19 protein-coding genes are annotated in these 22,473 nt (G+C 66.8%); 11 read left to right on the forward strand and 8 right to left on the reverse strand.

Annotated features, from left to right (window positions below):
• Positions 1 to 19: 19 nt before the first annotated feature.
• The 5 genes from BM172_RS00085 to BM172_RS00100 all read left to right on the forward strand — a co-directional run bounded on the left by BM172_RS00085 (position 20) and on the right by BM172_RS00100 (position 5,414).
• Complete coding sequence (locus BM172_RS00085) at positions 20 to 1,411, forward strand: sigma-54-dependent transcriptional regulator (protein WP_051548407.1); 1,392 nt, start codon at positions 20 to 22, stop codon at positions 1,409 to 1,411.
• Positions 1,401 to 2,771: a sensor histidine kinase gene (locus tag BM172_RS00090; protein WP_231504141.1), complete on the forward strand. Its 1,371-nt coding sequence runs from the start codon at positions 1,401 to 1,403 to the stop codon at positions 2,769 to 2,771. The genes BM172_RS00085 and BM172_RS00090 overlap by 11 nt, the downstream gene beginning before the upstream one ends.
• 62 nt (positions 2,772 to 2,833) lie before the next feature.
• On the forward strand, positions 2,834 to 3,133 hold the full coding sequence (locus BM172_RS21935; protein ID WP_143096400.1) for a hypothetical protein: 300 nt from the start codon (positions 2,834 to 2,836) through the stop codon (positions 3,131 to 3,133).
• Positions 3,134 to 3,284: 151 nt separating this feature from the next.
• Positions 3,285 to 3,779 carry a hypothetical protein gene (locus BM172_RS00095; protein WP_035322875.1) on the forward strand — a complete coding sequence of 165 codons (495 nt, stop codon included), beginning with the start codon at positions 3,285 to 3,287 and terminating at the stop codon, positions 3,777 to 3,779.
• A gap of 852 nt (positions 3,780 to 4,631) precedes the next feature.
• Complete coding sequence (locus tag BM172_RS00100) at positions 4,632 to 5,414, forward strand: SDR family oxidoreductase (RefSeq protein ID WP_197022837.1); 783 nt, start codon at positions 4,632 to 4,634, stop codon at positions 5,412 to 5,414.
• 80 nt (positions 5,415 to 5,494) lie between these two features.
• Here the strand turns inward: BM172_RS00100 and BM172_RS00105 are convergent, their stop codons facing one another.
• Entirely contained in the window at positions 5,495 to 6,409 is a 915-nt protein-coding gene (locus tag BM172_RS00105; RefSeq protein WP_035322757.1) for a LysR substrate-binding domain-containing protein, read from the reverse strand.
• 228 nt (positions 6,410 to 6,637) lie between these two features.
• Here BM172_RS00105 and BM172_RS00110 point away from each other — a divergent pair, with 228 nt between their 5' ends.
• Positions 6,638 to 7,168 (forward strand): GlcG/HbpS family heme-binding protein, encoded by a 531-nt coding sequence (locus BM172_RS00110; RefSeq protein WP_026634096.1) that lies wholly within the window; start codon positions 6,638 to 6,640, stop codon positions 7,166 to 7,168.
• A 60-nt stretch (positions 7,169 to 7,228) separates the two neighbouring features.
• Here BM172_RS00110 and BM172_RS00115 read toward each other — a convergent pair whose 3' ends face one another.
• Positions 7,229 to 8,260: a sialidase family protein gene (locus tag BM172_RS00115; RefSeq protein WP_231504142.1), complete on the reverse strand. Its 1,032-nt coding sequence runs from the start codon at positions 8,258 to 8,260 to the stop codon at positions 7,229 to 7,231.
• 146 nt (positions 8,261 to 8,406) lie between these two features.
• The gene (locus tag BM172_RS00120; RefSeq protein WP_026634098.1) at positions 8,407 to 9,270 is read right to left on the reverse strand and encodes a DMT family transporter; all 864 of its coding nucleotides are present in this window, start codon (positions 9,268 to 9,270) and stop codon (positions 8,407 to 8,409) included.
• Positions 9,271 to 9,391: 121 nt separating this feature from the next.
• On the opposite strand from BM172_RS00120, the gene BM172_RS00125 reads away from it, so the two are divergent.
• Complete coding sequence (locus tag BM172_RS00125) at positions 9,392 to 10,783, forward strand: aminotransferase-like domain-containing protein (RefSeq protein WP_026634099.1); 1,392 nt, start codon at positions 9,392 to 9,394, stop codon at positions 10,781 to 10,783.
• Positions 10,784 to 10,837: 54 nt separating this feature from the next.
• On the opposite strand, the gene BM172_RS00130 is transcribed toward BM172_RS00125, so the two are convergent.
• The 3 genes from BM172_RS00130 to BM172_RS00140 form a co-directional block, all read right to left on the reverse strand.
• Positions 10,838 to 12,883 carry a M13 family metallopeptidase gene (locus tag BM172_RS00130; RefSeq protein ID WP_051548408.1) on the reverse strand — a complete coding sequence of 682 codons (2,046 nt, stop codon included), beginning with the start codon at positions 12,881 to 12,883 and terminating at the stop codon, positions 10,838 to 10,840.
• A gap of 52 nt (positions 12,884 to 12,935) precedes the next feature.
• Positions 12,936 to 13,415: a VOC family protein gene (locus tag BM172_RS00135; protein ID WP_026634100.1), complete on the reverse strand. Its 480-nt coding sequence runs from the start codon at positions 13,413 to 13,415 to the stop codon at positions 12,936 to 12,938.
• Between the two features lie 147 nt (positions 13,416 to 13,562).
• Positions 13,563 to 15,155, reverse strand: a complete 1,593-nt coding sequence (locus tag BM172_RS00140) for an alpha/beta fold hydrolase (protein WP_177218758.1) — start codon at positions 15,153 to 15,155, stop codon at positions 13,563 to 13,565.
• A gap of 172 nt (positions 15,156 to 15,327) precedes the next feature.
• On the opposite strand from BM172_RS00140, the gene BM172_RS00145 reads away from it, so the two are divergent.
• The gene (locus tag BM172_RS00145) at positions 15,328 to 15,780 is read left to right on the forward strand and encodes a RidA family protein (RefSeq protein ID WP_197022838.1); all 453 of its coding nucleotides are present in this window, start codon (positions 15,328 to 15,330) and stop codon (positions 15,778 to 15,780) included.
• An 11-nt stretch (positions 15,781 to 15,791) separates the two neighbouring features.
• Here BM172_RS00145 and BM172_RS00150 read toward each other — a convergent pair whose 3' ends face one another.
• Together BM172_RS00150 and BM172_RS00155 are read right to left on the reverse strand one after the other, a co-directional pair.
• Positions 15,792 to 17,516 carry an IlvD/Edd family dehydratase gene (locus BM172_RS00150; protein ID WP_026634103.1) on the reverse strand — a complete coding sequence of 575 codons (1,725 nt, stop codon included), beginning with the start codon at positions 17,514 to 17,516 and terminating at the stop codon, positions 15,792 to 15,794.
• Between the two features lie 329 nt (positions 17,517 to 17,845).
• Positions 17,846 to 18,784 (reverse strand): LysR family transcriptional regulator, encoded by a 939-nt coding sequence (locus tag BM172_RS00155; protein WP_026634104.1) that lies wholly within the window; start codon positions 18,782 to 18,784, stop codon positions 17,846 to 17,848.
• Positions 18,785 to 18,950: 166 nt separating this feature from the next.
• Between BM172_RS00155 and araD1 the strand changes: the two genes are divergently transcribed.
• From araD1 to BM172_RS00170, 3 genes are read left to right on the forward strand one after another with little or no spacing between them, the layout of a single operon-like run.
• Positions 18,951 to 19,958 (forward strand): AraD1 family protein, encoded by a 1,008-nt coding sequence (gene araD1, locus BM172_RS00160; RefSeq protein ID WP_026634105.1) that lies wholly within the window; start codon positions 18,951 to 18,953, stop codon positions 19,956 to 19,958.
• Positions 19,959 to 19,996: 38 nt separating this feature from the next.
• Positions 19,997 to 20,956, forward strand: a complete 960-nt coding sequence (locus BM172_RS00165; protein WP_026634106.1) for an ABC transporter substrate-binding protein — start codon at positions 19,997 to 19,999, stop codon at positions 20,954 to 20,956.
• Positions 20,956 to 22,473: a sugar ABC transporter ATP-binding protein gene (locus BM172_RS00170; RefSeq protein WP_026634107.1), complete on the forward strand. Its 1,518-nt coding sequence runs from the start codon at positions 20,956 to 20,958 to the stop codon at positions 22,471 to 22,473. The genes BM172_RS00165 and BM172_RS00170 overlap by 1 nt, the downstream gene beginning before the upstream one ends.

Genomic DNA, 22,473 nt, shown 5'->3' on the forward strand with positions numbered 1-22,473 from the left:
TGAAGGAATGAGCAAAGACATGTCGCGCGAATCGACACCCACCATCCTGCTGGCCGACGATCAGGCCGATGTGCGCGAAGCCTTGCGCCTGTTGCTGAAAGCCGAGGGCATCGCCAGCGTGGGCGTGGCCGATCCGGCCGCCGCGCTGGAAGCGGTGCGCAAGCGCGAGTTCGCCTGCGCCCTGATCGACTGCAATTACTCGCGCGACACCACGTCGGGCGAGGAGGGGCTGGATCTGCTCGAGCGCCTGCGCCAGCTCGCGCCGGAGCTGCCGGTGGTGGCGATGACGGCGTGGGGCAACGTGCCGCTGACGGTGGCCGCCATGCGCCAGGGCGCTGCCGATTTCATCGAGAAGCCGTGGGACAACGCGCGGCTGCTCAGTGTGCTGCGCACGCAGATCGCGCTGGCCGAGGGGATGCGCCGGCAGCGCCGGCTGGAAGCGGAAAACAGCCTGCTGCGGGGGGATGCGGGCGAGACCTTCATGGCCGAATCGCCGGCGATGCGCCGCGTGCTCGCCCTGATCGAACGCATCGCGCCCAGCGACGCCAATGTGCTGGTGCTGGGCGAGAACGGCACCGGCAAGGGCGTGGTCGCCCAGCTGCTGCACCAGCGCTCGGCGCGCGCGGAACGCTCGCTGGTCAAGGTGAACATGGGCGGCATCGCCGAAAGCGTGTTCGAGTCGGAGATGTTCGGCCATGTGCGCGGCGCCTATACCGACGCCAAGAGCGAGCGCATCGGCCGCTTCGAACTGGCCGACGGCGGCACGCTGTTCCTCGACGAGGTCGGCAACGTGCCGGCGGCACAGCAGCCGAAGCTGCTGCGCGTACTGGAGGACGGCGAGTTCGAGCGGCTGGGTTCCTCGCGGACGCAGAAGGTGGACGTGCGGCTGGTGTCGGCCACCAATGCTGACCTTGCCGCCGACGTGGCAGCGGGCCGTTTCCGCAAGGATCTGCTGTATCGCCTCAATACGCTGGAAGTGCGCCTGCCGCCGCTGCGCGATCGTGCGGAAGACATCCTGCCGCTCGCACGCGCCTTTCTCGCCCGCAGCGCGCAACGCTATGGGCGCCAGGGTTTGCGACTGGCGTCTTCGGCCGAGCGCGCCCTGGCCGGCTGGCGCTGGCCCGGCAACGTGCGTGAGCTGCAGCACCTGATGGAGCGCGCCGCGCTGCTGGCCGAGCATGACGAAGTGGGTGCATCCGCGCTGGCCTTCGGCGAGGCCGCGGCACAGCCGCCGGCGGACCTGGACGGCATGACGCTGGAGCAGGCCGAGGCGCATCTGGTGCAGCGCGCGCTGGAGCGCTACGACGGCAATCTGCAGCGCGCCGCCGATGCGCTGGGCATCACCCGCCAGTCGCTCTACCGGCGGCTGGACAAGCACGACCTGCGCGACGCGGCCATCGATGCCGAGTGAACACGCCGCGCAGCGCGCCAGCCGCATGCCGCGCTTCGAGCAGCGCGTGCTGCTCGGCAGCGTGCTGGTGGCGCTGCCTGCACTGCTGGCAGCGCTGACGCTGGTCCTGGTGCGCTGGGAGGAACCGCGGCGCTGGGCCTGCATCGCCATCGCCATCGTCGCCACCGCATGGCTGGCGCGCTGGCAGTACCGGCGCGTGGTGTTTCCGCTGTACACGCTGTCGGGGCTGCTGGAAGCGCTGCGCCAGGGCGACTACAGCCTGCGCGGCGTGCAGGGCGGCGTGCTGGGCGACGCAATCTACGACATCAATGCCTTGGCCGAGCGGCTGCAACGCGAGCGGCTGGAATTCGAGGAATCCTCATACCTGCTCGGCAAGACGCTGGCGGCGCTGGACAGTGCGGTCTTCGTGTTCGACGACGGCCATCGATTGCGCCTGCTCAATCCGGCCGCGCAGCGCCTGCTGGATGCCGAGCGTCACCAGCTGTTCGGCCTGAGCGCCGCAGAGCTCGGCCTGGCCTCGCTGCTGGAAGGACCGGCTGCGCGGGTGCTCACGCATGTCTTTCCGGGCCGCAACGGGCGTTTCGAGATCCGCCATGCGCCGCTGCGCAGCGGCGGCCGCGGCGGCCAGCTGCTGGTGGTCAACGACGTCAGCCGCGTGCTGCGCGAAGAGGAGCGCGCCGCGTGGCAGCGCCTGCTCAGGGTGCTGGGCCACGAGGTGAACAACTCGCTCGCGCCGATCCAGTCGATGGCAGGCACGCTGGCCACCCTGGCTGCGCGCGAGCCGCTGCCCGAAGACTGGCGCGAGGATTTCCGCGGCGGGCTGGAACTGATCGGCCACCGCGCCGAGGCGCTCGGGCGCTTCCTCTCCAGCTACAGCAAGCTGGCGCGCCTGCCACCGCCGCAGCCGCGTGCCGTGGAGCTCTCCACGCTGGTGGCCAAGGTGGCGAAGCTGGAGCAGCGGCTGGCGGTCAGCGTCGAAGCCGGCGAGCCCTTGAGTCTGCAGGCCGATCCCGATCAGCTCGAGCAGGCGCTGATCAATCTGCTGCGCAATGCCGTGGAGGCGACGCTGCCGCATGGCGGCGTACGGCTGCGCTGGAAGCAGGATGGCGAGCGCGCCTGCATCGAGGTAGAGGACGACGGTCCCGGTCCGCCGCCCAGCGACAATCTGTTCGTTCCGTTCTTCACCACCAAGCCCGGCGGCTCCGGAATCGGCCTGGCACTGGCGCGGCAGATCGCCGAGGCGCACGAGGGCGGGGTGGCGCTGCTTGCGCGCGAGGATGCGCGTGGCGCGGTCGCACGGCTGTGGTTGCCGGTGAGGTCGCCGGCGGGCACTGCAGACCCTGGCGACAGCGTCGAGTAAGCATTTATCGACGGCGGATGGGCGGGTATTTCGCCGCTGATTATCGAGAGCAGGGTGCGCGCATGGCGGCGGACTATTCCTGGCGTCTCGATATGCGGATTATTCACGCCATTTCCACACAGTTGCGTGATAGCTTCGAAAAGCTATCGGGGAATCCAGGAATTCATTTCAGTCGGCCAGGATCGGCCTCAGCTGCGTTGCGTCATGGCGCCGGATTTTCCGGCGCTTCATTGGCATTTTTATTGGCTGGCTTGACTCTCTGGCTTCGTGCCGGCGTGTTTCCACGTGCCTTTTTCCCAGCAATCGGGCGGCGGTTCGATTGGCGGCGGGTCTTGTGCGTCCATTTTCAGATGGACGAATGAGGCGGTCGGTACGCCGTGCTTTTTAATAATCGAATCTCAGCGAAATAAATGCCGTCCACTGCATCTCTTCAACAAGGAAGGAATCCATATGCGCATTAAAACTCTCCGTCTGGGTTGTCTGTCGGTGTGCGGCGCGCTGTCGCTGGCTGCCATGTCGTATGCGGGTGCCGCGTTCGCGGCGCCGGTCACCGGAACGGCCAAGGTCAGGCTGACCCAGGTGTTCGCCACGCTGCAGAACGGGCAGCCCGATACCAAGCCCGAAGATATCGCCGCCTGCCGCAAGCAGGTGTCGTCGCCGAACTCCCGCTATCTCGGCATCACCGTCAGCACGCGTTATTCGGTCGATCCGCAATCGCTGATCATGAGCGCCGAATCGACGCTGCCGTCGCCGCACGCCACGCAGCCGCTGGTACTCACCATCAAGCTGTCGCCGCTGGGCATCGCGGGCCAGTACGCATTCGGCGCGTTCCGCCCGACGGCGTTGCCGGACACCTATGTGCTGTTCTCGATGGGAACCGACTTCAAGGGAGCGAAGTCGCAGATCCTGGTGCTCAACGAGGGCAAGGAATACAACTGCCTGGTCACCAGCGACCCGAAGCCGTTCGAAGGCGGCTTGAGCGCGAAGCTCGGGGCCGACCAGAAGTAAGGATAGCGGCCGCACGCGCGCTTCATGGCGCCTGCAGACAGAAGGCGCGCCATGCATTCGCATGGCGCGCCCGCTTAAGGCCGGCCCGTACCCGCCCTGCCTTCGATGCCAGCGGCGATGCTGGTCGAGGAACTTCAATGCAAGGGCTGACACCTCGTCGCTCTTCGTATCCATGGCGAAGTGGCCTGCCTCGAGGACATGGATTTCCGCGCCCTTGACATCCTGTCGGTGAGCCAACGCCCCTCGACGGTAAAGGATGGATCGTACTTGCCCCCCAGGACAAGCAGCGGCGGCGGCTGCTCGCGCAGGTAGGCCTGCCATGTGGGGTAGGCAGCCACGTTGGTGCGATAGTCGTAGAACAGGTCTTCCGTGGCAGAGGAAGGCCGACTCGTCGGTCCAGGCATCGGGATCGTACTGCTCCGGATGGGGATCGTTGCCGAGATGCCGCTGCCTGGCGACCTCGGGCGAAATGAGGTTGGCGCGGAGCTTTTCGACATGCGCGCCGCGATTCGCCCAATACCGCCGTCGCGTTTCCCACAGGGAGCCAAGCCCCGCCTCGTGCGACACCGCGTTCTGCACGATGATGGCGTCGACACGCCGGTCGCGCCGACACACTGCTGATCTGGCGCGAAAGCTATGACGTTCCTGCCTTCAGGAACCTGCAGGCGGAGCTTGGCGCCGAACGGTGAAATCGACGCCAGCCAGATACGGTGCCGATTCGGCAGCAGGGATTTCACCAGCTTCCGGTTAAGTGCTGTCCGCGATATCCGTATTCACCGGAGCCATGCCCGAACACATCATGTGCCGCAAGCAGGTACGGCCGAAACGCCACGGCGCCGCGACCGATGACTTGTGGCCACGCTGTTTTCCCTTTCTCTGGAATCGAACATGAAACTCAAGAACAAGGTTGCCTTCATCACGGGCGGCACGTCGGGCATCGGGCTGGAAACGGCAAAGCTGTTCCGCGCCGAAGGTGCCCAGGTGGTCATCGTGGGCTCCAACGCAGAACGCCTGGCCGAGGCTGGCAAGGAGTTGGGCGGAGAAGTGCTGCTGGTGTCGGCGGATCTGCGCAAGGTGGAGGATATCGAGCATGCAGTAGAGCAGGCGAGGGCGGCCTTCGGCCGCATCGACATCGTGTTCGCCAATGCCGGCGCCAGCACCGTGGCTCCGCTGGAAGCCATCACGCCGGCCTATGTCGAAGAAAACGTGGCACTGAACTTCGCCGGCGTCCTCTTCACGATCCAGAAGACCGCGCCGCTGGTGCCCAAGGGCGGCAGCATCATCGTCACCACCTCGTTCCTCAACACGGTAGGCAAGCCCGGCCTGTCCGTGCTCGCGGCAACGAAGGCGGCTGCACGTTCGCTGGTCCGCACGCTGGGCGCGGAGCTCGCGCCGCGTGGGATTCGGGTCAATGCGGTCAGCCCGGGCACGATCGCCACGCCGTTCTACAGCAAGATCGGCCTGACCGATGCACAGCTGACGGAGGTCGCCGCCGCCTTGACGGAGCAGGTCGGGCTGAAGCGCTTTGGCGATCCGGCCGAGGTGGCCAAGGCCGTGCTGTTCCTTGCCAGCAATGACTCCTCGTATACCACCGGCGTGGAACTGGTCGTCGACGGCGGCCTGACGCAGTTCTAATCCGCGTGGCGCTTCGCCGCGGCAGGCCCGGCGAAACAGCAGCGAAGGCGGCCGCCGCATGGCCGCCTTCGCCGCGTTTTTCATGGCGTCTTGCCGAAATGCGCCAGCGATTCACGCAGCCTCGGCGCCGCGAAATCGATGAAGCGGCGCAGCTTCATGGGCATGACGTTGCGCGAGACATGAACCATGTGCACCGGCACCGGCTCGACCTCGAACTGGCTGAGAATGACCCGAAGCCTGCCCGCGGCGACCGCCTCGGCGACGTCATGCTCCAGCAGCAGGGTGGGGCCGAGGCCTGCGACGCACGCATCAGTGGCGGAATCCGGCGCAGTCACTTCAAGCCGCGGATTGACCGCAACGATGGTCGGCTCGTTCGAGCCAGGCATCCGGAAACGCCAGGGCGAGAGATACGGACTGTTGAAAACTACGCATGGCACCCTGGCCAGATCTTCCGGGTGCTGCGGAACGCCATGCGTGGCCAGGAACCCGGGGCTGGCGCAAACCACCGCACGCAGCGCGCCCACCCGCGTCGCCACCAACGAGCTGTCCGGAAGCTTCCCGATCCGCACCGCCAGATCCACGCGTGCATCGATCAGGTCGATATTGCGATCCGACTGGATCAGGCTCACCTTGATCGCCGGGAACTGCGCCAGGAACGCATTGATCACCGGCAGCACGTGCAGCCGGCCGAACTGCACCGGTGTGGTGATGACCAGCTCCCCGCGCGGCGTGGTGAACTCGCCCTTGGCGTCGCGCTCCTGCTCGTCGACCTGGTCGAGAATGCGGCGCGCGGCGGCGACATACGCCGTCCCTGCATCGGTCAAGGCCAATTTGCGGGTGGTGCGGATCAGCAATCGCGTACCGAGCGCATCCTCCAGCTGGGTGACATTGCGCGTCAGCGTGGAGACGGGAATCTGCAAGGCCCTGGCTGCGGCGGAGAGACTTCCCCGGTCGACGGCGGCCAGCAGCATGGTCATGACTTCGAGACGGTCCATGGGCACACCATGCCTGATCGGTGACGCGAGTCTATAGGCATTGCTGGCGAGCAAGAAGCAAGCATTGGACGCCGATCATCTGCTCGAATTTCGCGAAGCTGTTCTCCACCATCGATACGTAGTGCGAGGACATCCACCGCACTAACGTTTTGTTGGAGCAGCCGCACCGTCGCTCGCCTTGTATCGGTGAGCATCGCCGACCTGACCACTTTCCTGTGAGAGATTGAAATGCCGAAAATAAAAATCAGCGCCGCTCTTGGCGCTGCCATGACGATTGCGATGACCTGTCCTGCGCCAGCCCGGGCGCAGGTCTCGATGAGTGGCTACGTGCTGCCGATGAATCTGGCACTGGAAGGAGCGCTCGAAGCGGAGCGTGCTTGCAGCGCGCAAGGCTACCGGGTGACGGTTACGGTGGTCGACGTGGCGGGCACGCCTCAAATCGTGCTGCGCGGCGATCACGCGACGATACACACGAAGGATTCCGCCTACCGCAAGGCCTACACCGCCGTCACGATGGGCCCGATTTTTCACTTGGATCGCACGAGCCAGTTCCTTGAGCTGCTCGGGAAATATCCAAGCCTGGCAGCTCAGTCACTGGCGTCGACCCCCAATGTCACCACCTTGCCGGGTGGTATGGCGGTCAAGCGCGGCGACGAGATCGTGGCCGGCATCGGGGTGGGTGGCTCGCCGGGCGGCGACAAGGATGAGGTATGTGCGCAAGCCGGCGTGGCGAAGATTGTCGAAAAGCTGCAGTACTAGGTAATAAGGACGGGGCGACCAAAGCAGAAATGGCATCTGCCACCAGTGACGACAGATGCCTCAAGCGATCGGTCGTGGCGCGCTCAGTTTTCGCGGATCGATCACGATATGCCTGATCCGCTGCCGCTTCCACGTATAGACCACATGCACCAGGCCGTCGGCGGTCTGGATAACCGCCGGGTACGAGAACTCGGCGCCCGGCGTGTCCTCCAGGTCGAGCACCTTGCGCCAATGCTCGCCATCGTTGGAAACCGCGATCGATAGCTGGCCACGGCCATCCCACCACTGCGCACCGTGCAAGGTGGGGTTGTAGACGATCAGCGAACGGCCATCCGCGAGCACTACCGCGTCGATGCCCGAGTTGGGATTGGGCAGGTCCAGCAGGCGCAGCGGCGCCCAGCTTCGGCCGCCATCGCGGGACCATGTGCTGAAGATCTTGTCCTGCTTGCTGCGCCCGATCGCCTGCAGAGATCCGTCGCGATGCAGCAGCAACGATGGCTGGATGGCTTCGATGGGCTGCTCGCCCATCGGCGGCGCGACGAGCTGCCAACTGGCGCCGTCATCGGTGGAGCGCTCGAAGTGCACGGCCCAATGCTCGCCCTCGGTGCTGGACGGACTGACGATGGTGCCGTCGGCCAGCTGCACCGGCTTGTTCTTGATCGGCCCGAGCACGCCATCGGGAAGCCGCCGGGGTGCCGACCAATGCGCGCCATCGTCATCGGAGGTCTTGAGCATGCCCCACCAGTGCTGCGGGTCGGGGCCGGCCTTGTAAAAAAGCATCAGCTTGCCGCCGCGGCTGCGGAACAACACCGGATTCCAGGTCGGAACACGCGTCCCACCCGCCTGCACGCCATTGGCGACCTCGACCGGAGCCGACCATTGCCCGGCCCGCTGCCGCGATATCCAGATGCCTACGCCAGGATCGCGCTCCTGCTTGCCGCCGAACCATGCGGCGACCAGTCCGGACGGCGTCTGCACCAGCGTTGCCGCATGACTTTGCGGCGTGGTCTGCACGGCGCCGACGAATTCGCTCGTGCGAATGGCCGGTGGCGTGGAAGGGGAGGCGGCCTGCATGGGCGATGCGAACAACATGCACACCAATCCAGTCAGGACCATGCCAACCCGTAAAACCCATGTGCTTTCCATCAAAAAACTCGACTCGAAGGGCGCAGGAAGATGTCGCCCGGCATGATGCCGGCCAAGTGCCGGAGTATGCGATATCGATACGGCGCATGCGCCTACCTGGCGTACCTCTTCGCGCCGGCGACGCAGACCACGGCGCCGAGCGTCACTACCAGCATCGTCCAGCTCACCTTTTCGTGGAGCAGCAGGGCGGCCAGGCCAAGGCCCATGAAGGGCTGAAAAAGCTGGAGCTGCCCGACCGCCGCGATACCTCCCTGCGCCAGGCCGCGGTACCAGAACACGAAGCCGATCAGCATGCTGAAAAGCGAGACATAACCCAGCCCGATCCAGGCGGGCATGCGCGCATGGCTCAGGGAGGCGGGCATGGTCAGCACGGTCACCAGCAACATCACCGGCAGCGACAGCACCAGCGCCCAGCTGATCACCTGCCAGCCGCCGAGGGTGCGGGAAAGGCGTGCGCCTTCCGCATAGCCCAGGCCGCACACGACGATGGCGGACAGCATCAGCAGATCGCCCTGCAGCGACGCCTCGACGCCACCCATCAAGGCATAGCCGACGACGAAGGCGCTGCCGAGGGCGGAGAACAGCCAGAACGCCGGCCGGGGGCGCTCACCACCGCGCAGCACGGCGAAGACTGCCGTACACAGCGGCAGCAAGCCGACGAAGATGATCGAATGCGCCGAGGTGACATGCCGCAGGGCCAGGGCGGTCAGCAGCGGGAAACCGATCACCACCCCCAGCGCGGTCAGCGCGAGGGAAGGCACATCCGCGGCCTTCGGGCGCGGCTGCCGGAGCAGCAGCAGAAACGCAAGGGCAAGCAGCGCGGCAATGGTCGCGCGTGCGCAGGTCAGGAAGGTCGGATCGAAATCCGCGACCGCGGCGCGCGTGGCCGGCAAGGATCCGGCGAAGATCGCCACGCCGATAAAGCCGTTGATCCAGCCGTTCGTTGTTTTTTCCATCGATGAATCCTTCGGTCGTCGACATGGATGGGACATCGACAGGCCTCGGCCCTGCCAGTCACAATCAACAACAATCGACAAGAACTGTTATGGCTTTCTATCCATGACAGTTGGAGGGGCCATGGAACGAAGCGGAACGCGGATCAAGGCCGTGATGGCGGAAATCCGCTCACGAATCGCCTCGCGGATCTACATGCCGGGCACCCGGCTGCCATCCGTTCGCGCACAGGCGCGGGCCATGCAGCTCTCGGTCTCCACGGTGCTGGAGGCCTATGAGCGCCTGGCGGCCGAGGGAATCATCGCTTCCCGTCGAGGGTCGGGCTTCTACGTGACCGGGCCAGCCGCTCCGCTTGCGCTGACCGAGATCGGCCCGCGGCTCGACCGGGAAGTCGACCCGCTGTGGGTTTCGCGCCAGTCCCTGGAAGCGAATGCCTCCGTACTCAAGCCGGGATGCGGCTGGCTCCCTCCCGCCTGGCTGTACGAAGCGGGCATGCGCCGCGCCCTGCGCTCGCTGGCCAGGGCGGATGCACTGGAGTTGACGGAATACGCCACGCCACTGGGGCATCCGGGGCTGCGCCAATATCTCTCCCGGCGCATGGCCGTCTCCGGCATCGAGGCTGTGCCCGAGCGGATCCTGCTGACGGAGTCGGGGACCCAGGCGATCGACCTGATCTGCCGGTTCCTGCTCGAGCCGGGCGACACCGTCCTGCTCGACGATCCGTGCTATTTCAATTTTCACGCCTTGCTCAAGGCGCATCGCGTGCAGGTCATCGGCGTGCCGTATTCGCCGAACGGGCCGGATATGGAGAAATTCGATGCCGCCCTGCGGGAACACTCGCCTCGTCTCTACATCACCAATTCGGGCATCCACAATCCGACCGGCGCGGCACTCTCGCCGGTCACGGCCCATCGATTGCTGAAGCTTGCCGACAGCTCGGACCTGGTCATCGTCGAGGACGACATCTTTGCCGATTTCGAGCTCAGCCCCGCGCCGCGCCTGGCCGCCTTCGACGGGCTGGCGCGAGTGATCCATATCGGCAGCTTCTCCAAGACGATCTCGGCCTCGTTGCGCTGCGGCTATATCGCCGCGCGAGGCGACTGGATCGAAAGTCTTGCCGACTTGAAGATCGCCACCTCGTTCGGCGGCGGGCGCCTGGCTGCCGATGTCGCGCTCAGGGCATTGACCGACAGCGGTTATCGCCGGCACATGGAAACGGTCCGGCTGCGCCTGGCCGAAGCGATGGACAAAACGGTGGCCCGGCTCAAGGCCATCGGCATCGAGCCGTGGCTGCTTCCGCCGGCGGGCATGTTCCTCTGGTGCCGGCTGCCGCATGACATGGATGCCGCGGCCATCGCGCGAACATGCCTGGCCGATGGCGTCGTGCTCGCGCCGGGCAACGCCTTCAGTCAATCGCTCAGTGCCCGCGACTTCCTGCGCTTCAACGTGTCGCAGTCGACGGATCGGCGAGTCTTCGACGTCCTGGCGCGGGCGCTTGCCAGCGCACAGGCGTAAGCGTGCGGATTCGATAGAACGCGATGTCACGGATGGCGCGCGCCGGCCAGGCGCTCACCATATGCGCACCTGTTCACCGTCTGGCCGCAGCATGGCATCGCCCGCCTTGCACTGAAACGCCTGTGCAAACGCCGGTACGTTGCCGAGCGTGCCGACGATGCGCTCATGCGGCGGGGCGTGCGGATTGCTCGCCAGGTAGACCAGGGTCTGCTGTTCGCGCATGCGGGCGCGCCAGATCCGCGCGAAGGCGAGGAAGAAGCGCTGGTCCTGGGTATAGCCGTCGATGCGGCGACCAGCCTCGGCGGGGTTGGCCTTGAGCGCGGCTTGCAGGGCGTCGTAGGCGATGTGCACACCGCCCAGATCCGCGATGTTCTCGCCCAGGGTGAGGCGGCCATTGATGTGGACATCGGGATGGCCCGGCAGCGGCGCATAGGCGCCGAACTGGCGCACCAGCGCCTCGGCGCGATCGTTGAAGCGGGCATTGTCCTGCGGCGTCCACCAGTCGGCCTGGTTGCCTTGTCCGTCGAACTGGCGGCCGGCATCGTCGAAGCCATGCGTGGCTTCATGGCCGATGGCGGCGCCGATGCCGCCGTAGTTGATGGCGTCGTCGCCGTCCGGGTAGAAGAACGGCGGCTGCAGAATCGCGGCCGGAAAAGTGATGCTGTTGTCCTGCGCGCGGTAGAACGCATCGACCGTCTGCGGCAACACGCTCCAGCGGGCGCGGTCGGTCGGCTTGCCGATGCGCGCCATCGCGTCGCGGTGATTGAAGCGCGCCAGCGCACGCACGTTCGCGTAGTAACCGGTTGGAGACAGGTCCAGGCCGGACCAGTCGCGCCAGCGATCGGGATAGCCGACCTTCGGCACGAAGGCCTGCCACTTGGCCAGGGCGCGCGCCTTGGTGGCATCGCTCATCCAGTCCAGCGCCTCGATGCGCGCCTTGAGCGCCGCCAGCAGCCGCGTGACCAGGGCCTGCGCGCGCCGCTTGGCCTCAGGGGAAAACGTGCGCGCGACATAGAGCTGGCCCATCGCCTCGCCCATCTGCGCATTGACGGTGCCGAGCACACGCTGCCAGCGGGGCTTGTCCTGCTGCTGGCCGGTGAGTGCGCGTCCATGGAAGTCGAAGGCGGCATCCTGCAACGCCTGCGCGAGGTAGGGCGCCGCATCGTCCAGCGCGTGGAAACGCAGATAGGCCTGCCACTGCGCCAGCGGCGCGGTGGCCAGCAGGCGATCGAAGCCGGCGAAGAATGCAGGTGGCGCGAGCGAGAACTCGGCACGCGCGGGCAGGCCTTGCGCGGCGAGGAACGGCGTCCAGTGGAAGTGCGGCGTGAGGCGGTCCGCTTCGACCGCGCGCATCGCATGGAACTGATTCGCCGGCTGTCGAGCCTCCACTGGCGAAGGCGTCACCTTGGCCAGCGCGGCCTCCAGCGCCAGCGCACCATCCGCGGATTGTTCGGGCGCGGCATCGCCCGCCAGGCGGAGCAGGCGGATCACATAGGCGCGGTAGGCGTCGCGCTCTCGCGCATAACGCGCATCGACGTAATAGTCGCGGCTGGGCAAGCCCAGCGCGGCGGGCGACGCGGCCCCGATCTGCCGCCGCGCATCGCGAAAATCGCCCTGTACATCGAAGGCGAACACGAACGGCTGGCCGTCGGAAGCCGCGCGGACCAGGAAGTTCGCCGTGTCTTCGGGTGTCTTCAGCCGGGCGATGGCATCAAGGGTAGGTCGAAGCGGCGCCAGACTGGCGCGCTCGATCGCCGCGGCATCCATGCCCGAACGATAGAGCAGGCCGAGCTGACGCCTGGCGACATCGCCATCAGCCGGGTTCGACGCGCCGGCCGCCTGCTCAGCGATGTCGTGCTGCACGCGCAGGCTCTCCAGCGCGAGCTGGTCGAACACGCCCCAGCGCACTTCGTCCGCGGGAATCGGATGCGCCGCCAGCCAGCGCGCGTTGACGAAGCGATCGAAATCCGCGCACGGCGCTGTCGAGCGTTCCAGTTCGGACGTATCGAAGGAAGTCGTCTCGGTAGCGGATATCGATGCGGTGAAGAAGGCGATGCTGGCGAACGCGAGGATGAAAAGCGGGCGGCGCGGGAAAAGCATGCATGTTCCTTTGGCGTGAATCTGTTCGACGGCGATGGCTGCGGGGCGCCGGTCAGCCGCGCCGCGCGGCCTCGATCGCGGCGATGTCGATCTTGCCCATCGTCATCATGGCGTCGAACGCGCGCTTGGCCGCAGCAGGATCCGGATCGGTGACGGCCGCGATCAGGGCTCGCGGAGTGATCTGCCAGGAAAGGCCCCACTTGTCCTTGCACCAGCCGCAGGCGCTGGGGCTGCCGCCGTTGTCGATGATGGCGTCCCACAGGCGGTCGGTTTCGGCCTGGTCGTCGGTCGCGACCTGGAACGAGAACGCCTCGTTGTGCTTGAACATGGGGCCGCCGTTCAAGCCCAGGCAGGGGATGCCCATGACCGTGAACTCCACCGTCAGGACATTGCCCTGCTTGCCGTCCGGGTAATCGCCCGGCGCATGATGGACGGCGCCCACGGCGCTGTCCGGGAACGTCTTGGCGTAGAAGGTCGCGGCCTCCAGGGCGGCGCCGTCGTACCACAGGCAGATGGTGTTCTTGCTGGTCATGCGGATTCTCCTGGTTCGGGCTGCTTCGAGGGTGGGAAGGATGCCTTCCTTACCTGCGACGAACGAAGCGGGCAGGAATCGACATCGCCCTTGCCAGGCCATACCCGGCATCGTCATTGGAGATGTCGAGCCAGGGTACGAATGCAGCTACGGCAAATCCTTGAGCCGTTGCTCGGCCGCGGCCTTCAGCTGCTGCCGCGCCGACCCGTCCACCGACGGATCGCGGTCGAGCAAGGCCAACTCCTGCTTCGAGGCCTCCCGCGCCCTGTCCTTTTGCCCGAGGGCCAGATACCCGTCCGCCAGGCTGTCCTGCGCATTGGCCGATGTGGGATGCGACCAGGCGACCAGATCGAACAGCACCAGCGCGATCTCGGGGCGCTTCGCCTTCAATTCGTCGTACGCCCGATTATTGAAGGCATCCTGGTCGACGCAACGTTCCAGCGGCTCGCCCGCGCAAGCGGCCTGGTACATCGGCTTGAGCGCCGCTGCCTTGCCTTGCTGCGCCAGCGCGATCACGTCCGTGAGGCCGGGCGGTACGGGCAGGGCGTTTTCATGGCGTGATGAAGCGACTGTTCCGGACTTCAACAGGCCAGCCAGCTGCGTGGCAGCAGCGGCATCGCCCTGGACGTGTTCGTCAAGGAAGGCGAGCACGACCCGGGCCGACAGCTCATAGCCTTGCCGCGCCGTCGCGCGGGTCCAGCCGGTGCCGTTGTATTCGGCCTTGGTTGGCAGATGCATCGCGTCTGCCGTCATGGAGAACGAAGTGAAATCGCTGTGGTGCATCAGATTGAGCTGCACATAGGTGCGATCGGCATAGCGCATGCTGTCGATCGGCGCGAAATTCAGGTCCGCCGACTGCATGCCTTGCCGTCGGCGCAGGTCGAGCAGCGCATACCGCGACGCCTTCGGATCGAACCCGTTCGCACCGGTGAGCGCGGTTTCGTTTCCCTTGAACGCGTAGGTGCCGTCCATCGCCACCACGGCCGTGACATTGCCGTTGCGCTGCCCCAGCAACACCGCCTGGATCGCGCCAAGACTGTGACCGGCGACGCCGATATGGTCGCAATCGACATCCTTAGCCTGGCAGAGCGTGGCGATGGCGAATTCCAGGTCGCGTACCCCGGCTTCCGTATTGGCATGGGTGCGGGCAGGCGCCATCTCATCGACGTCATGCCCCAGCAAGGACACGCTGGCGACCGCGTAGCCGTGGCTCGCCAGATATTCGGCAAGCACCACGTTGACGTTGATGTCGGCGCTGAGGCCTCCGGCCAGGAGCACCAGGGGATGTCGCTCAGGCGTTGGCTTGGCATCGAGGTGGCCAGCCATGGGCATGCCGACGAGCTGCTTTGTAGCTTCGGCGGTGAAGGGTTCGCCGATGCTGTCGCGGTTGCGCAGCAACATTTCGTCGTTCAAAGTGGAGAACGCCGCCGGCGCGCGTTGCTCGACATAGTCCCCCAGGCGCATGGGTCCGGATCGGGTCGGAGCCGCCGGATACCAGACGTTGATCTGGATCGGCCGGCCGTTTCGGTCCGGTGTAAATGTGCCGTCCAGCGCGCGGGTCTGAATCCAGGTCCGGCTCCGGTCGACCTTAAATAGGCGGCGGAAGCCGACCGTGTCCTGGCCTGGGGCAAGTGTTCCCCATAGGGGCGGTGCAGCGGCCTGGGCACCATCGGCCATCGCCGCGCCGCAGACAGTGCTCAACAGCCAGGCCGTTGCGATACTCCAGCAGATCGCCCTCATGATCCTCTCCCCCGCGAATCGTTGTCCCGAGGTCAACCCAGGTTCCCAGCGAAGTCTTTCACCGGGGCGGGCAGGGCGGGCGTGCCGGAAGTAGGTGGGACCAACGGCAGGGTTGGACACCCGGGGAACCTGGGTCATTCGCCTGGCTTTGCGCCGGCGGCTGCAACATCAGATGGACAAGTCGGCAAGACAGCTCGTCATCAACCACATAGAAGGCCACCGATCCATGACGCTCGAATGCATCAACCCGAAGGATCTGCCCACACCGCAAACGTATACGCAAGTCATCGTCGCGACAGGCACGAGGATGGTATTCGTCGCTGGCCAGGAGCCTGAAGACATCCACGGCAAACTCGTCGGCCAGGGCGATCTGGCGGCCCAGGCGCGCCAGGTGTTCGCCAACCTCGGCCGCGCGCTCGCAGCCGCGGGAGCCGAGCCCAGGCATGTCGCGAGAATCACGATCTATGTCGTCGACTACCGGCGCGACGAACACCTGTCGATCATCGAGGCAGCCCGGGTGGCACTGTTCGGAGATCACAAGCCGGTCGACACGCTGGTCGGCGTGGTGGCGCTATCGCCCGGTTATCTGATCGAGGTCGATGCGATCGCGGTGGTCGACGGTTGAGAACGGCGCCGTCAGTGCGAGTCGCCGGCCACATCCGAACCGCTGCCGCCGACCAGGATGTCCAGGTCGGCGCCCAGGTGTGCCTGCTGCACGTGGTCGACGTAAAGCTTCGCCCATCCGCGCTCGGGCGGCGGCGGCGCTTTCCATGCGGCGCGGCGCCGCGCCAGTTCATCGTCGGCGAGGTCCAGGTGCAGGCGTCGGCCGGGCACATCCAGCTCGATGAAGTCGCCGTCGCGCACCAGCGCGAGGTTGCCGCCGGCAGCGGCCTCCGGTGAGGCGTGCAGCACTACGGTGCCATAGGCGGTGCCGCTCATGCGCGCATCGGAAATACGCACGATGTCCGTGATGCCGCGGCGCAGCAGCTTGGGCGGCAGCGGCATGTTGCCGACCTCGGCCATGCCCGGATAGCCGCGCGGGCCGCAGTTCTTCAGCACCATCACGCAGGTCTCGTCGATGTCCAGGGCTTCGTCGTCGATGCGTGCCTTGAAGTCGTCGATGTTCTCGAACACCACCGCGCGGCCACGATGCTGCAGCAGGTGCGCAGAAGCGGCAGAAGGCTTGATCACCGCGCCGTCGGGGGCGAGGTTGCCACGCAGCACGGCGATGCCGGCCTCGCGCTTGAGCGGCTCCTCGATCGGCCGGATCACATCGCGGTTCCAGCACGGCGCGGTGGCGATGTTGTCGCCCAGGGTGCGGCCGTTCGCGGTCAAGGCGCCCAGGTGCAGATGCGGGGCGATCTCGCGCAACACCGCCGGCAGGCCGCCGGCATAGTAGAAATCTTCCATCAGGTAATCGCCTGACGGCTTGAGGTTGACCAGGCAGGGCAGGTGGGAGCCGAGCCGGTCCCAGTCGTCCAGCGCCAGTTCGACGCCGAGGCGGCCGGCCAGCGCCAGCAGATGGATCACCGCATTGGTCGAGCCGCCGATGGCCGCATTGGCGCGGATGGCGTTTTCGAACGCGGCGCGGGTGAGGATCTTCGACATGCGCAGATCTTCATGCACCATCTCGACGATGCGCCGGCCCGACAGGTGGGCCAGGCGGAAGCGCCGTGAATCCACGGCCGGGATCGCCGCGTTTTCCGGCAGCGAAAGGCCCAGGGCCTCGACCATGCTGGCCATGGTCGAGGCGGTGCCCATGGTCATGCAGCTGCCCTTGGAGCGCTGCATGCAGGCTTCGGCCTCGACGAATTCCTCTTGCGCCAGCTCGCCGGCACGCACCATTTCCGACATGCGGATCACGCCGGTGCCCGAACCGATCGGCTGGCCGCGCCAGTTGCCCGACAGCGATGGCCCGCCGGACAGGCCGATGGTCGGCAGGTTCACGCTGGCCGCGCCCATCATCAGCGCGGGCGTGGTCTTGTCGCAGCCCATCAGCAGCACCACGCCATCGATGGGATTGGCGCGGATGGATTCTTCGACGTCCATGCTGGCCAGGTTGCGGAACAGCATCGCGGTGGGGCGCATCTGGGTTTCGCCCAGCGACATCACCGGGAATTCCAGCGGGAAGCCGCCGGCCTCGTAGACGCCGCGCTTGACGTGCTCGGCCAGCTCGCGGAAGGAGCTGTTGCACGGCGTCAGTTCCGACCAGGTATTGCAGATGCCGATGACCGGGCGGCCGTCGAACATATCGTTGGGCAGGCCCAGGCCCTTGAGCCAACTGCGGTAATAAAACCCCTGCTTGCCTTCGCGGCCGAACCATTCCTGACTGCGCCTGAGCGGCTTCTTGGGAGAGCCCATGGTTGGCGTGGGAATCCTTGCTGTAGGGCGGGCGGCAACGCGCTGCGGCGCGGGCCGGGTGGCTTTACGGCATCGATCCTACTGGGCGTAGCGATATTGCAAAAATAACAATATTCACTAATTCGATATGGATAAATGTATCGATGACGGCGTCGGGAAATGCGGCGACGTTGAGCCCCTCTCCCCTCGGGAGAGGGGTTGGGGTGAGGGTACGGGCGAAGCGCAAGAGTGATGTGCACCGCTCCGCCCGCACCCTCATCCGGCTGCCGCCACCTTCTCCCGGAGGGAGAAGGGCTCGCCCTGGGAGAATGAGGGAAGGCTTCCCTTCGTCAGGCGTAAACCTCCTCCGCCACCTCATTCAAGGCCTGCAGCACCGTCTTCGCCCCGGGCGACAGCAGCCAGTCGGTGCGGGTGATGATGCCGAACGAATCCATCTTGCAGGACAGCTCCAGCGGCACGATCTGCACCATGCCGTGCTCGGCGTAGTGCCGGGCGACGTCCTGGGGCACCACCGCCAGGTAATCGCTCTCCTGCAGCATCTTGGTCAGGAACAGCAGGGCGGCGGTCCCGATCACGCGCTGCGGCACCTGCAGCCCGGCACTGCGGAACATCAGCTCGAAACGGTGGCGCAGCACGCTGCCTTCCGGCGGCACGATCCAGGCCGCCCGGGCCAGGTCGTCCAGGTCGGGGGCCGGCAGCGCGAAGATCGGATGCCCCGGCCGGGCGATGGCGCAGACCTGTTCCTCGGCCAGCGCCTGGTAATGCAGATGGCGGTCGTCGTGCCCGGCGAACAAACGCCCCACCATCAGGTCGAGCCGGTTCTGCTCCAGCCGCTCCAGCAGCACGTCGCTGCTTTCCACCAGCAGCGAGACCCGCAGGTCCGGATGCGCCTGCGAGATCCGCGCCAGCGCCTTGGGCAGCAGGCTGACCGCCGCGCCGGCGATCGCACCGATGGCCACCGCGCCGGCGCGTCCGGCTTTCAGGGCTTCGATCTCGGTGCCGGCCGCGCTCAGGCCGGCGAGGGCGATGCGCGCGTGGCGAATCATGCTTTCCCCGTACCAGGACGGCCGCATGCCGCGCGGCAGCCGCTCGAACAGCGACACGCCCAGCATGTCCTCCAGGTCCTTCAGCAGCTTGGAGGCCGCCGGCTGGGACATGTTCAGCACCTCGGCGGCGCGGTGGATGTTGCCTTCTTCCTCGATCGCGATCAGCAGCATCAGCTGGCGGGTCTTCAAGCGTGCGCGGACAAACCAGGGCGTGGGGCGCATGACCGGTTTTCGATAATGGATTTCATATAGGTTACGACGAAATTTCTATTTGTCGTATATCGATTTCACATGCACTCTCCAAAGGGTTACGGCCTGTCGCGCCTGATGCGCCGGGGAGCGCGCTGGCGGCTGGGGCCAACTTTTCCATCGGCGGGGATGCGACACGATGCGCCTGATCCAGCTGCTTGACGATTCCGATGCCACGCGGGTGGGTGTGGTCGATGCGCAGGGCTTGCAGGTTCGTGTGCTGGACGGCGTGGATTCGAGCTATGCCCTGGCCACCCGCGCCATCGAGGGCGGGCGCAGCCTGCAGGCGCAGGCGGAGCTGCAGGGCGGTGAGGTCCGGCTCGATTACGCATCACTGCTGGCGAGCGGACGCATACTCACTCCTCTGCATCATCCGGACCCGGCGCACTGCCGCGTCACCGGCACCGGCCTGACCCATCTGGGCAGCGCCGCCGCGCGCGATGCCATGCACCAGAACCTCAAGCAAAAGGCCGAAGCCGGCGCGCTGACCGACTCGATGCGGATGTTCCAGTGGGGCGTGGAAGGCGGCATACCCAAGGGCGATGCGCCGGGCGCACAGCCGGAGTGGTTCTACAAAGGCGACGGCAGCATCGTGATGGCGCCGGGCGAGGCCTTGCCCTCGCCGGACTTCGCGCTGGACGGCGGCGAGGAGCCGGAGCTGGTCGGCCTGTACCTGATCGGGCCGGATGGCACGCCGCACCGCCTGGGCTTTGCCATCGGCAATGAATTCTCCGACCACGTCACCGAGCGCCAGAACTATCTCTACCTGGCGCATTCGAAGCTGCGCGCCTGCGCGGTCGGGCCGGAGCTGCGCGTGGGCGAACTGCCGCAGGATCTGCGCGGCACCAGCCGCATCCGTCGCGGCGACGGCGTGCTGTGGGAAAAGCCGTTCCTCACCGGCGAGGCCAACATGTGCCACGCGCTGGCCAACCTGGAATACCACCATTTCAAGTACGCGGCGCACCGCCGTCCGGGCGACGTGCACCTGCATTTCTTCGGCACCGCCACGCTGAGCTTCGCCGACGAGGTGCGCGTGCAGCCCGGCGACGTCTTCGAAATCGACCTGCCGGCCCTGGGCGCGCCGCTGCGCAATCCGCTGCGCAGCGCGGCGGCCGGCTTCGCGCTGCATGGGGTACGTCCGCTGTGAGCCGGGGCGGCCGCGGCTGCAACCGAACAGGAGGCTTCATGAAGAACGCATGCGTGCTGCTCGCCATGCTGGCGATCGCGCTTGCCGGCTGCTCGCGCGACGCGGGCAAGCAGGTCGGGCAGGTCACCGTCGGCTTCAGCCAGGTCGGCGCCGAAAGCGAGTGGCGCACGGCCAATACCGCTTCGGTGAAATCGGCGCTGGTTGCGCCGGGCTTCGACCTGAAGTTCTCCGATGCGCAGCAGAAGCAGGAGAACCAGATCAAGGCGCTGCGCTCCTTCATCGCGCAGCGCGTCGACGTGATCGCCTTCTCGCCGGTAGTCGAATCCGGCTGGGAGCCGGTGCTGCGCGAAGCCAAGGCGGCCGGCATCCCGGTGGTGCTGACCGATCGCGCGGTGAAGGTGTCCGACGCATCGCTGTACGCGAGCCTGATCGGCTCGGATTTCATCGAGGAAGGCCGCAAGGCCGGCCGCTGGCTGCTGCAGGACAGCACCGGCAAGCCCGGCCCGATCCGCGTGGTCGAGCTGCAGGGCACGGTCGGCTCGGCGCCGGCGATCGACCGCATGAAGGGCTTCCACGAGGTCATCGATACCGACCCGCGCTTCAAGCTGGTGCGCTCGCAGAGCGGCGACTTCACCCGCGCCAAGGGCAAGGAAGTGATGGAAGCCTTCCTCAAGGCCGAAGGCGGCCATATCGACGTGCTGTTCGCGCATAACGACGACATGGCGATCGGCGCGATCCAGGCGATCGAAGAGGCCGGCCTGACCCCGGGCAAGGACATCCGCATCGTCTCCATCGACGGCGTGCGCGGCGCGTTCGAGGCGATGAAGGCGGGCAAGCTCAACGCCACCATCGAATGCAATCCGCTGTTCGGCGCGCAGCTGGCGCAGCTGATCCGCGACGTCCACGCCGGCAAGCCGGTGCCGAAGCGGATCGTGGTCGAGGAAGGCGTGTTCACCCAGGACCAGGCCGCGGCGGCCTTGCCGGGGCGCAAGTACTGATGACGCCAGTGTCGCCCGCCGCTCGCCCCGTGGTGCTGCAGGCGCGCGGCCTGGGCAAGCGCTTCGGCGCCACGCTGGCGCTCGACGGGGTCGACCTCGCCCTGCGTGCCGGCGAAGTGCACGCACTAATGGGGCAGAACGGCGCCGGCAAATCCACCCTGATCAAGCTGCTGACCGGCGTGGAGCGCCCCGATCGCGGCAGCGTCGAGCTCGACGGACGCGTCATCGCGCCGTCGACTCCGATGGAGGCGCAGCGCGATGGCATCGGCACGGTCTACCAGGAGGTGAACCTGTGCCCGAACCTGTCGGTGGCCGAGAACCTGTACGCCGGGCGCTATCCGCGCCGGCGCCGGTTGCGCATGATCGATTGGCGGCAGGTGCGCGATGGCGCGCGTTCGCTGCTGCGCCAGCTCCATCTGGAGCTCGACGTCGATGCGCCGCTGGGCAGCTATCCGGTGGCGATCCGCCAGATGGTGGCGATCGCCCGCGCGCTGGGCGTTTCGGCGCGCGTGCTGATCCTGGACGAACCGACCTCCAGCCTGGACGAAGGAGAGGTGAGGGAGCTGTTCCGGGTGATCGCGCAATTGCGCGAGCGCGGCATGGCGATCCTGTTCGTCACGCATTTCCTGGATCAGGTCTACGCCGTCAGCGACCGCATCACGGTGCTGCGCGACGGCTGCCGCGTCGGCGAATACGCCGTGGCCGACTTGCCGCCGGCCGCGCTGGTGAACGCCATGGTGGGACGCGACCTGCCGACCGTGGCCGGTGCCGACGCGGAGCGGGCGCCGCCGCCCGACGCGCCGCCGGCCATCGACGCGCAGGGCCTGGGCTGCCGCGGCAAGCTGCATCCGGTCGACCTACAGGTGCGCCGCGGCGAAATGCTCGGCCTGGGCGGCCTGCTGGGTTCGGGGCGCACCGAACTGGCGCGGCTGCTGTTCGGGCTGGATCGCGCCGAACGCGGCGAGCTGCGCATCGGCGGCGAGCGCGTGGAGCTGAAGCATCCGGCGGACGCCGTGGTGCGCGGACTGGCGCTGTGTCCGGAAGAGCGCAAGACCGACGGCATCGTCGCCGAACTGTCGGTGCGCGAGAACATCGTGCTGGCGCTGCAGGCGCGCCAGGGTTGGCGCGGCATGTCCCGCGCCAGGCAGGACGAACTGGCCCGGCAGCTGGTGCAGGCGCTGGGCATCAAGGCGGCCGATATCGAAACGCCGGTCGGCCTGCTGTCCGGCGGCAACCAGCAGAAAGTCATGCTGGCGCGCTGGCTGGTCACCGAGCCGCGGCTGCTGATCCTGGACGAGCCCACCCGCGGCATCGACGTGGCCGCCAAGCAGGAGCTGATGGCTGAAGTGACGCGCCGCGCCCACGCCGGCATGGCCGTGCTGTTCATCTCGGCCGAGACCGGGGAGCTGACGCGCTGGTGCGACCGCATCGCGGTGATGCGCGAACGGCGCAAGGCCGGCGAACTGCCGGGCGGCAGCACCGAAGCGCGCGTGCTCGCGATGATCGCCGGAGACTGA

Source organism: Dyella marensis (assembly GCF_900112865.1).
Taxonomy (GTDB): domain Bacteria; phylum Pseudomonadota; class Gammaproteobacteria; order Xanthomonadales; family Rhodanobacteraceae; genus Dyella_D; species Dyella_D marensis_A.

Excerpts from the sequence above, each read along its gene's own strand:
- BM172_RS00085 (WP_051548407.1), top strand. The coding sequence starts at position 20 with ATGTCGCGCGAATCGACACCCACCATCCTGCTGGCCGACGATCAGGCC.
- BM172_RS00090 (WP_231504141.1), top strand. The coding sequence starts at position 1,401 with ATGCCGAGTGAACACGCCGCGCAGCGCGCCAGCCGCATGCCGCGCTTC.
- BM172_RS21935 (WP_143096400.1), top strand. The coding sequence starts at position 2,834 with ATGGCGGCGGACTATTCCTGGCGTCTCGATATGCGGATTATTCACGCC.
- BM172_RS00095 (WP_035322875.1), top strand. The coding sequence starts at position 3,285 with ATGTCGTATGCGGGTGCCGCGTTCGCGGCGCCGGTCACCGGAACGGCC.
- BM172_RS00105 (WP_035322757.1), bottom strand. The coding sequence starts at position 6,409 with ATGGACCGTCTCGAAGTCATGACCATGCTGCTGGCCGCCGTCGACCGG.
- BM172_RS00110 (WP_026634096.1), top strand. The coding sequence starts at position 6,638 with ATGCCGAAAATAAAAATCAGCGCCGCTCTTGGCGCTGCCATGACGATT.
- BM172_RS00115 (WP_231504142.1), bottom strand. The coding sequence starts at position 8,260 with ATGTTGTTCGCATCGCCCATGCAGGCCGCCTCCCCTTCCACGCCACCG.
- BM172_RS00120 (WP_026634098.1), bottom strand. The coding sequence starts at position 9,270 with ATGGAAAAAACAACGAACGGCTGGATCAACGGCTTTATCGGCGTGGCG.
- BM172_RS00125 (WP_026634099.1), top strand. The coding sequence starts at position 9,392 with ATGGAACGAAGCGGAACGCGGATCAAGGCCGTGATGGCGGAAATCCGC.
- BM172_RS00130 (WP_051548408.1), bottom strand. The coding sequence starts at position 12,883 with ATGCTTTTCCCGCGCCGCCCGCTTTTCATCCTCGCGTTCGCCAGCATC.
- BM172_RS00135 (WP_026634100.1), bottom strand. The coding sequence starts at position 13,415 with ATGACCAGCAAGAACACCATCTGCCTGTGGTACGACGGCGCCGCCCTG.
- BM172_RS00140 (WP_177218758.1), bottom strand. The coding sequence starts at position 15,155 with ATGAGGGCGATCTGCTGGAGTATCGCAACGGCCTGGCTGTTGAGCACT.
- BM172_RS00145 (WP_197022838.1), top strand. The coding sequence starts at position 15,328 with ATGGACAAGTCGGCAAGACAGCTCGTCATCAACCACATAGAAGGCCAC.
- BM172_RS00150 (WP_026634103.1), bottom strand. The coding sequence starts at position 17,516 with ATGGGCTCTCCCAAGAAGCCGCTCAGGCGCAGTCAGGAATGGTTCGGC.
- BM172_RS00155 (WP_026634104.1), bottom strand. The coding sequence starts at position 18,784 with ATGCGCCCCACGCCCTGGTTTGTCCGCGCACGCTTGAAGACCCGCCAG.
- araD1 (WP_026634105.1), top strand. The coding sequence starts at position 18,951 with ATGCGCCTGATCCAGCTGCTTGACGATTCCGATGCCACGCGGGTGGGT.
- BM172_RS00165 (WP_026634106.1), top strand. The coding sequence starts at position 19,997 with ATGAAGAACGCATGCGTGCTGCTCGCCATGCTGGCGATCGCGCTTGCC.
- BM172_RS00170 (WP_026634107.1), top strand. The coding sequence starts at position 20,956 with ATGACGCCAGTGTCGCCCGCCGCTCGCCCCGTGGTGCTGCAGGCGCGC.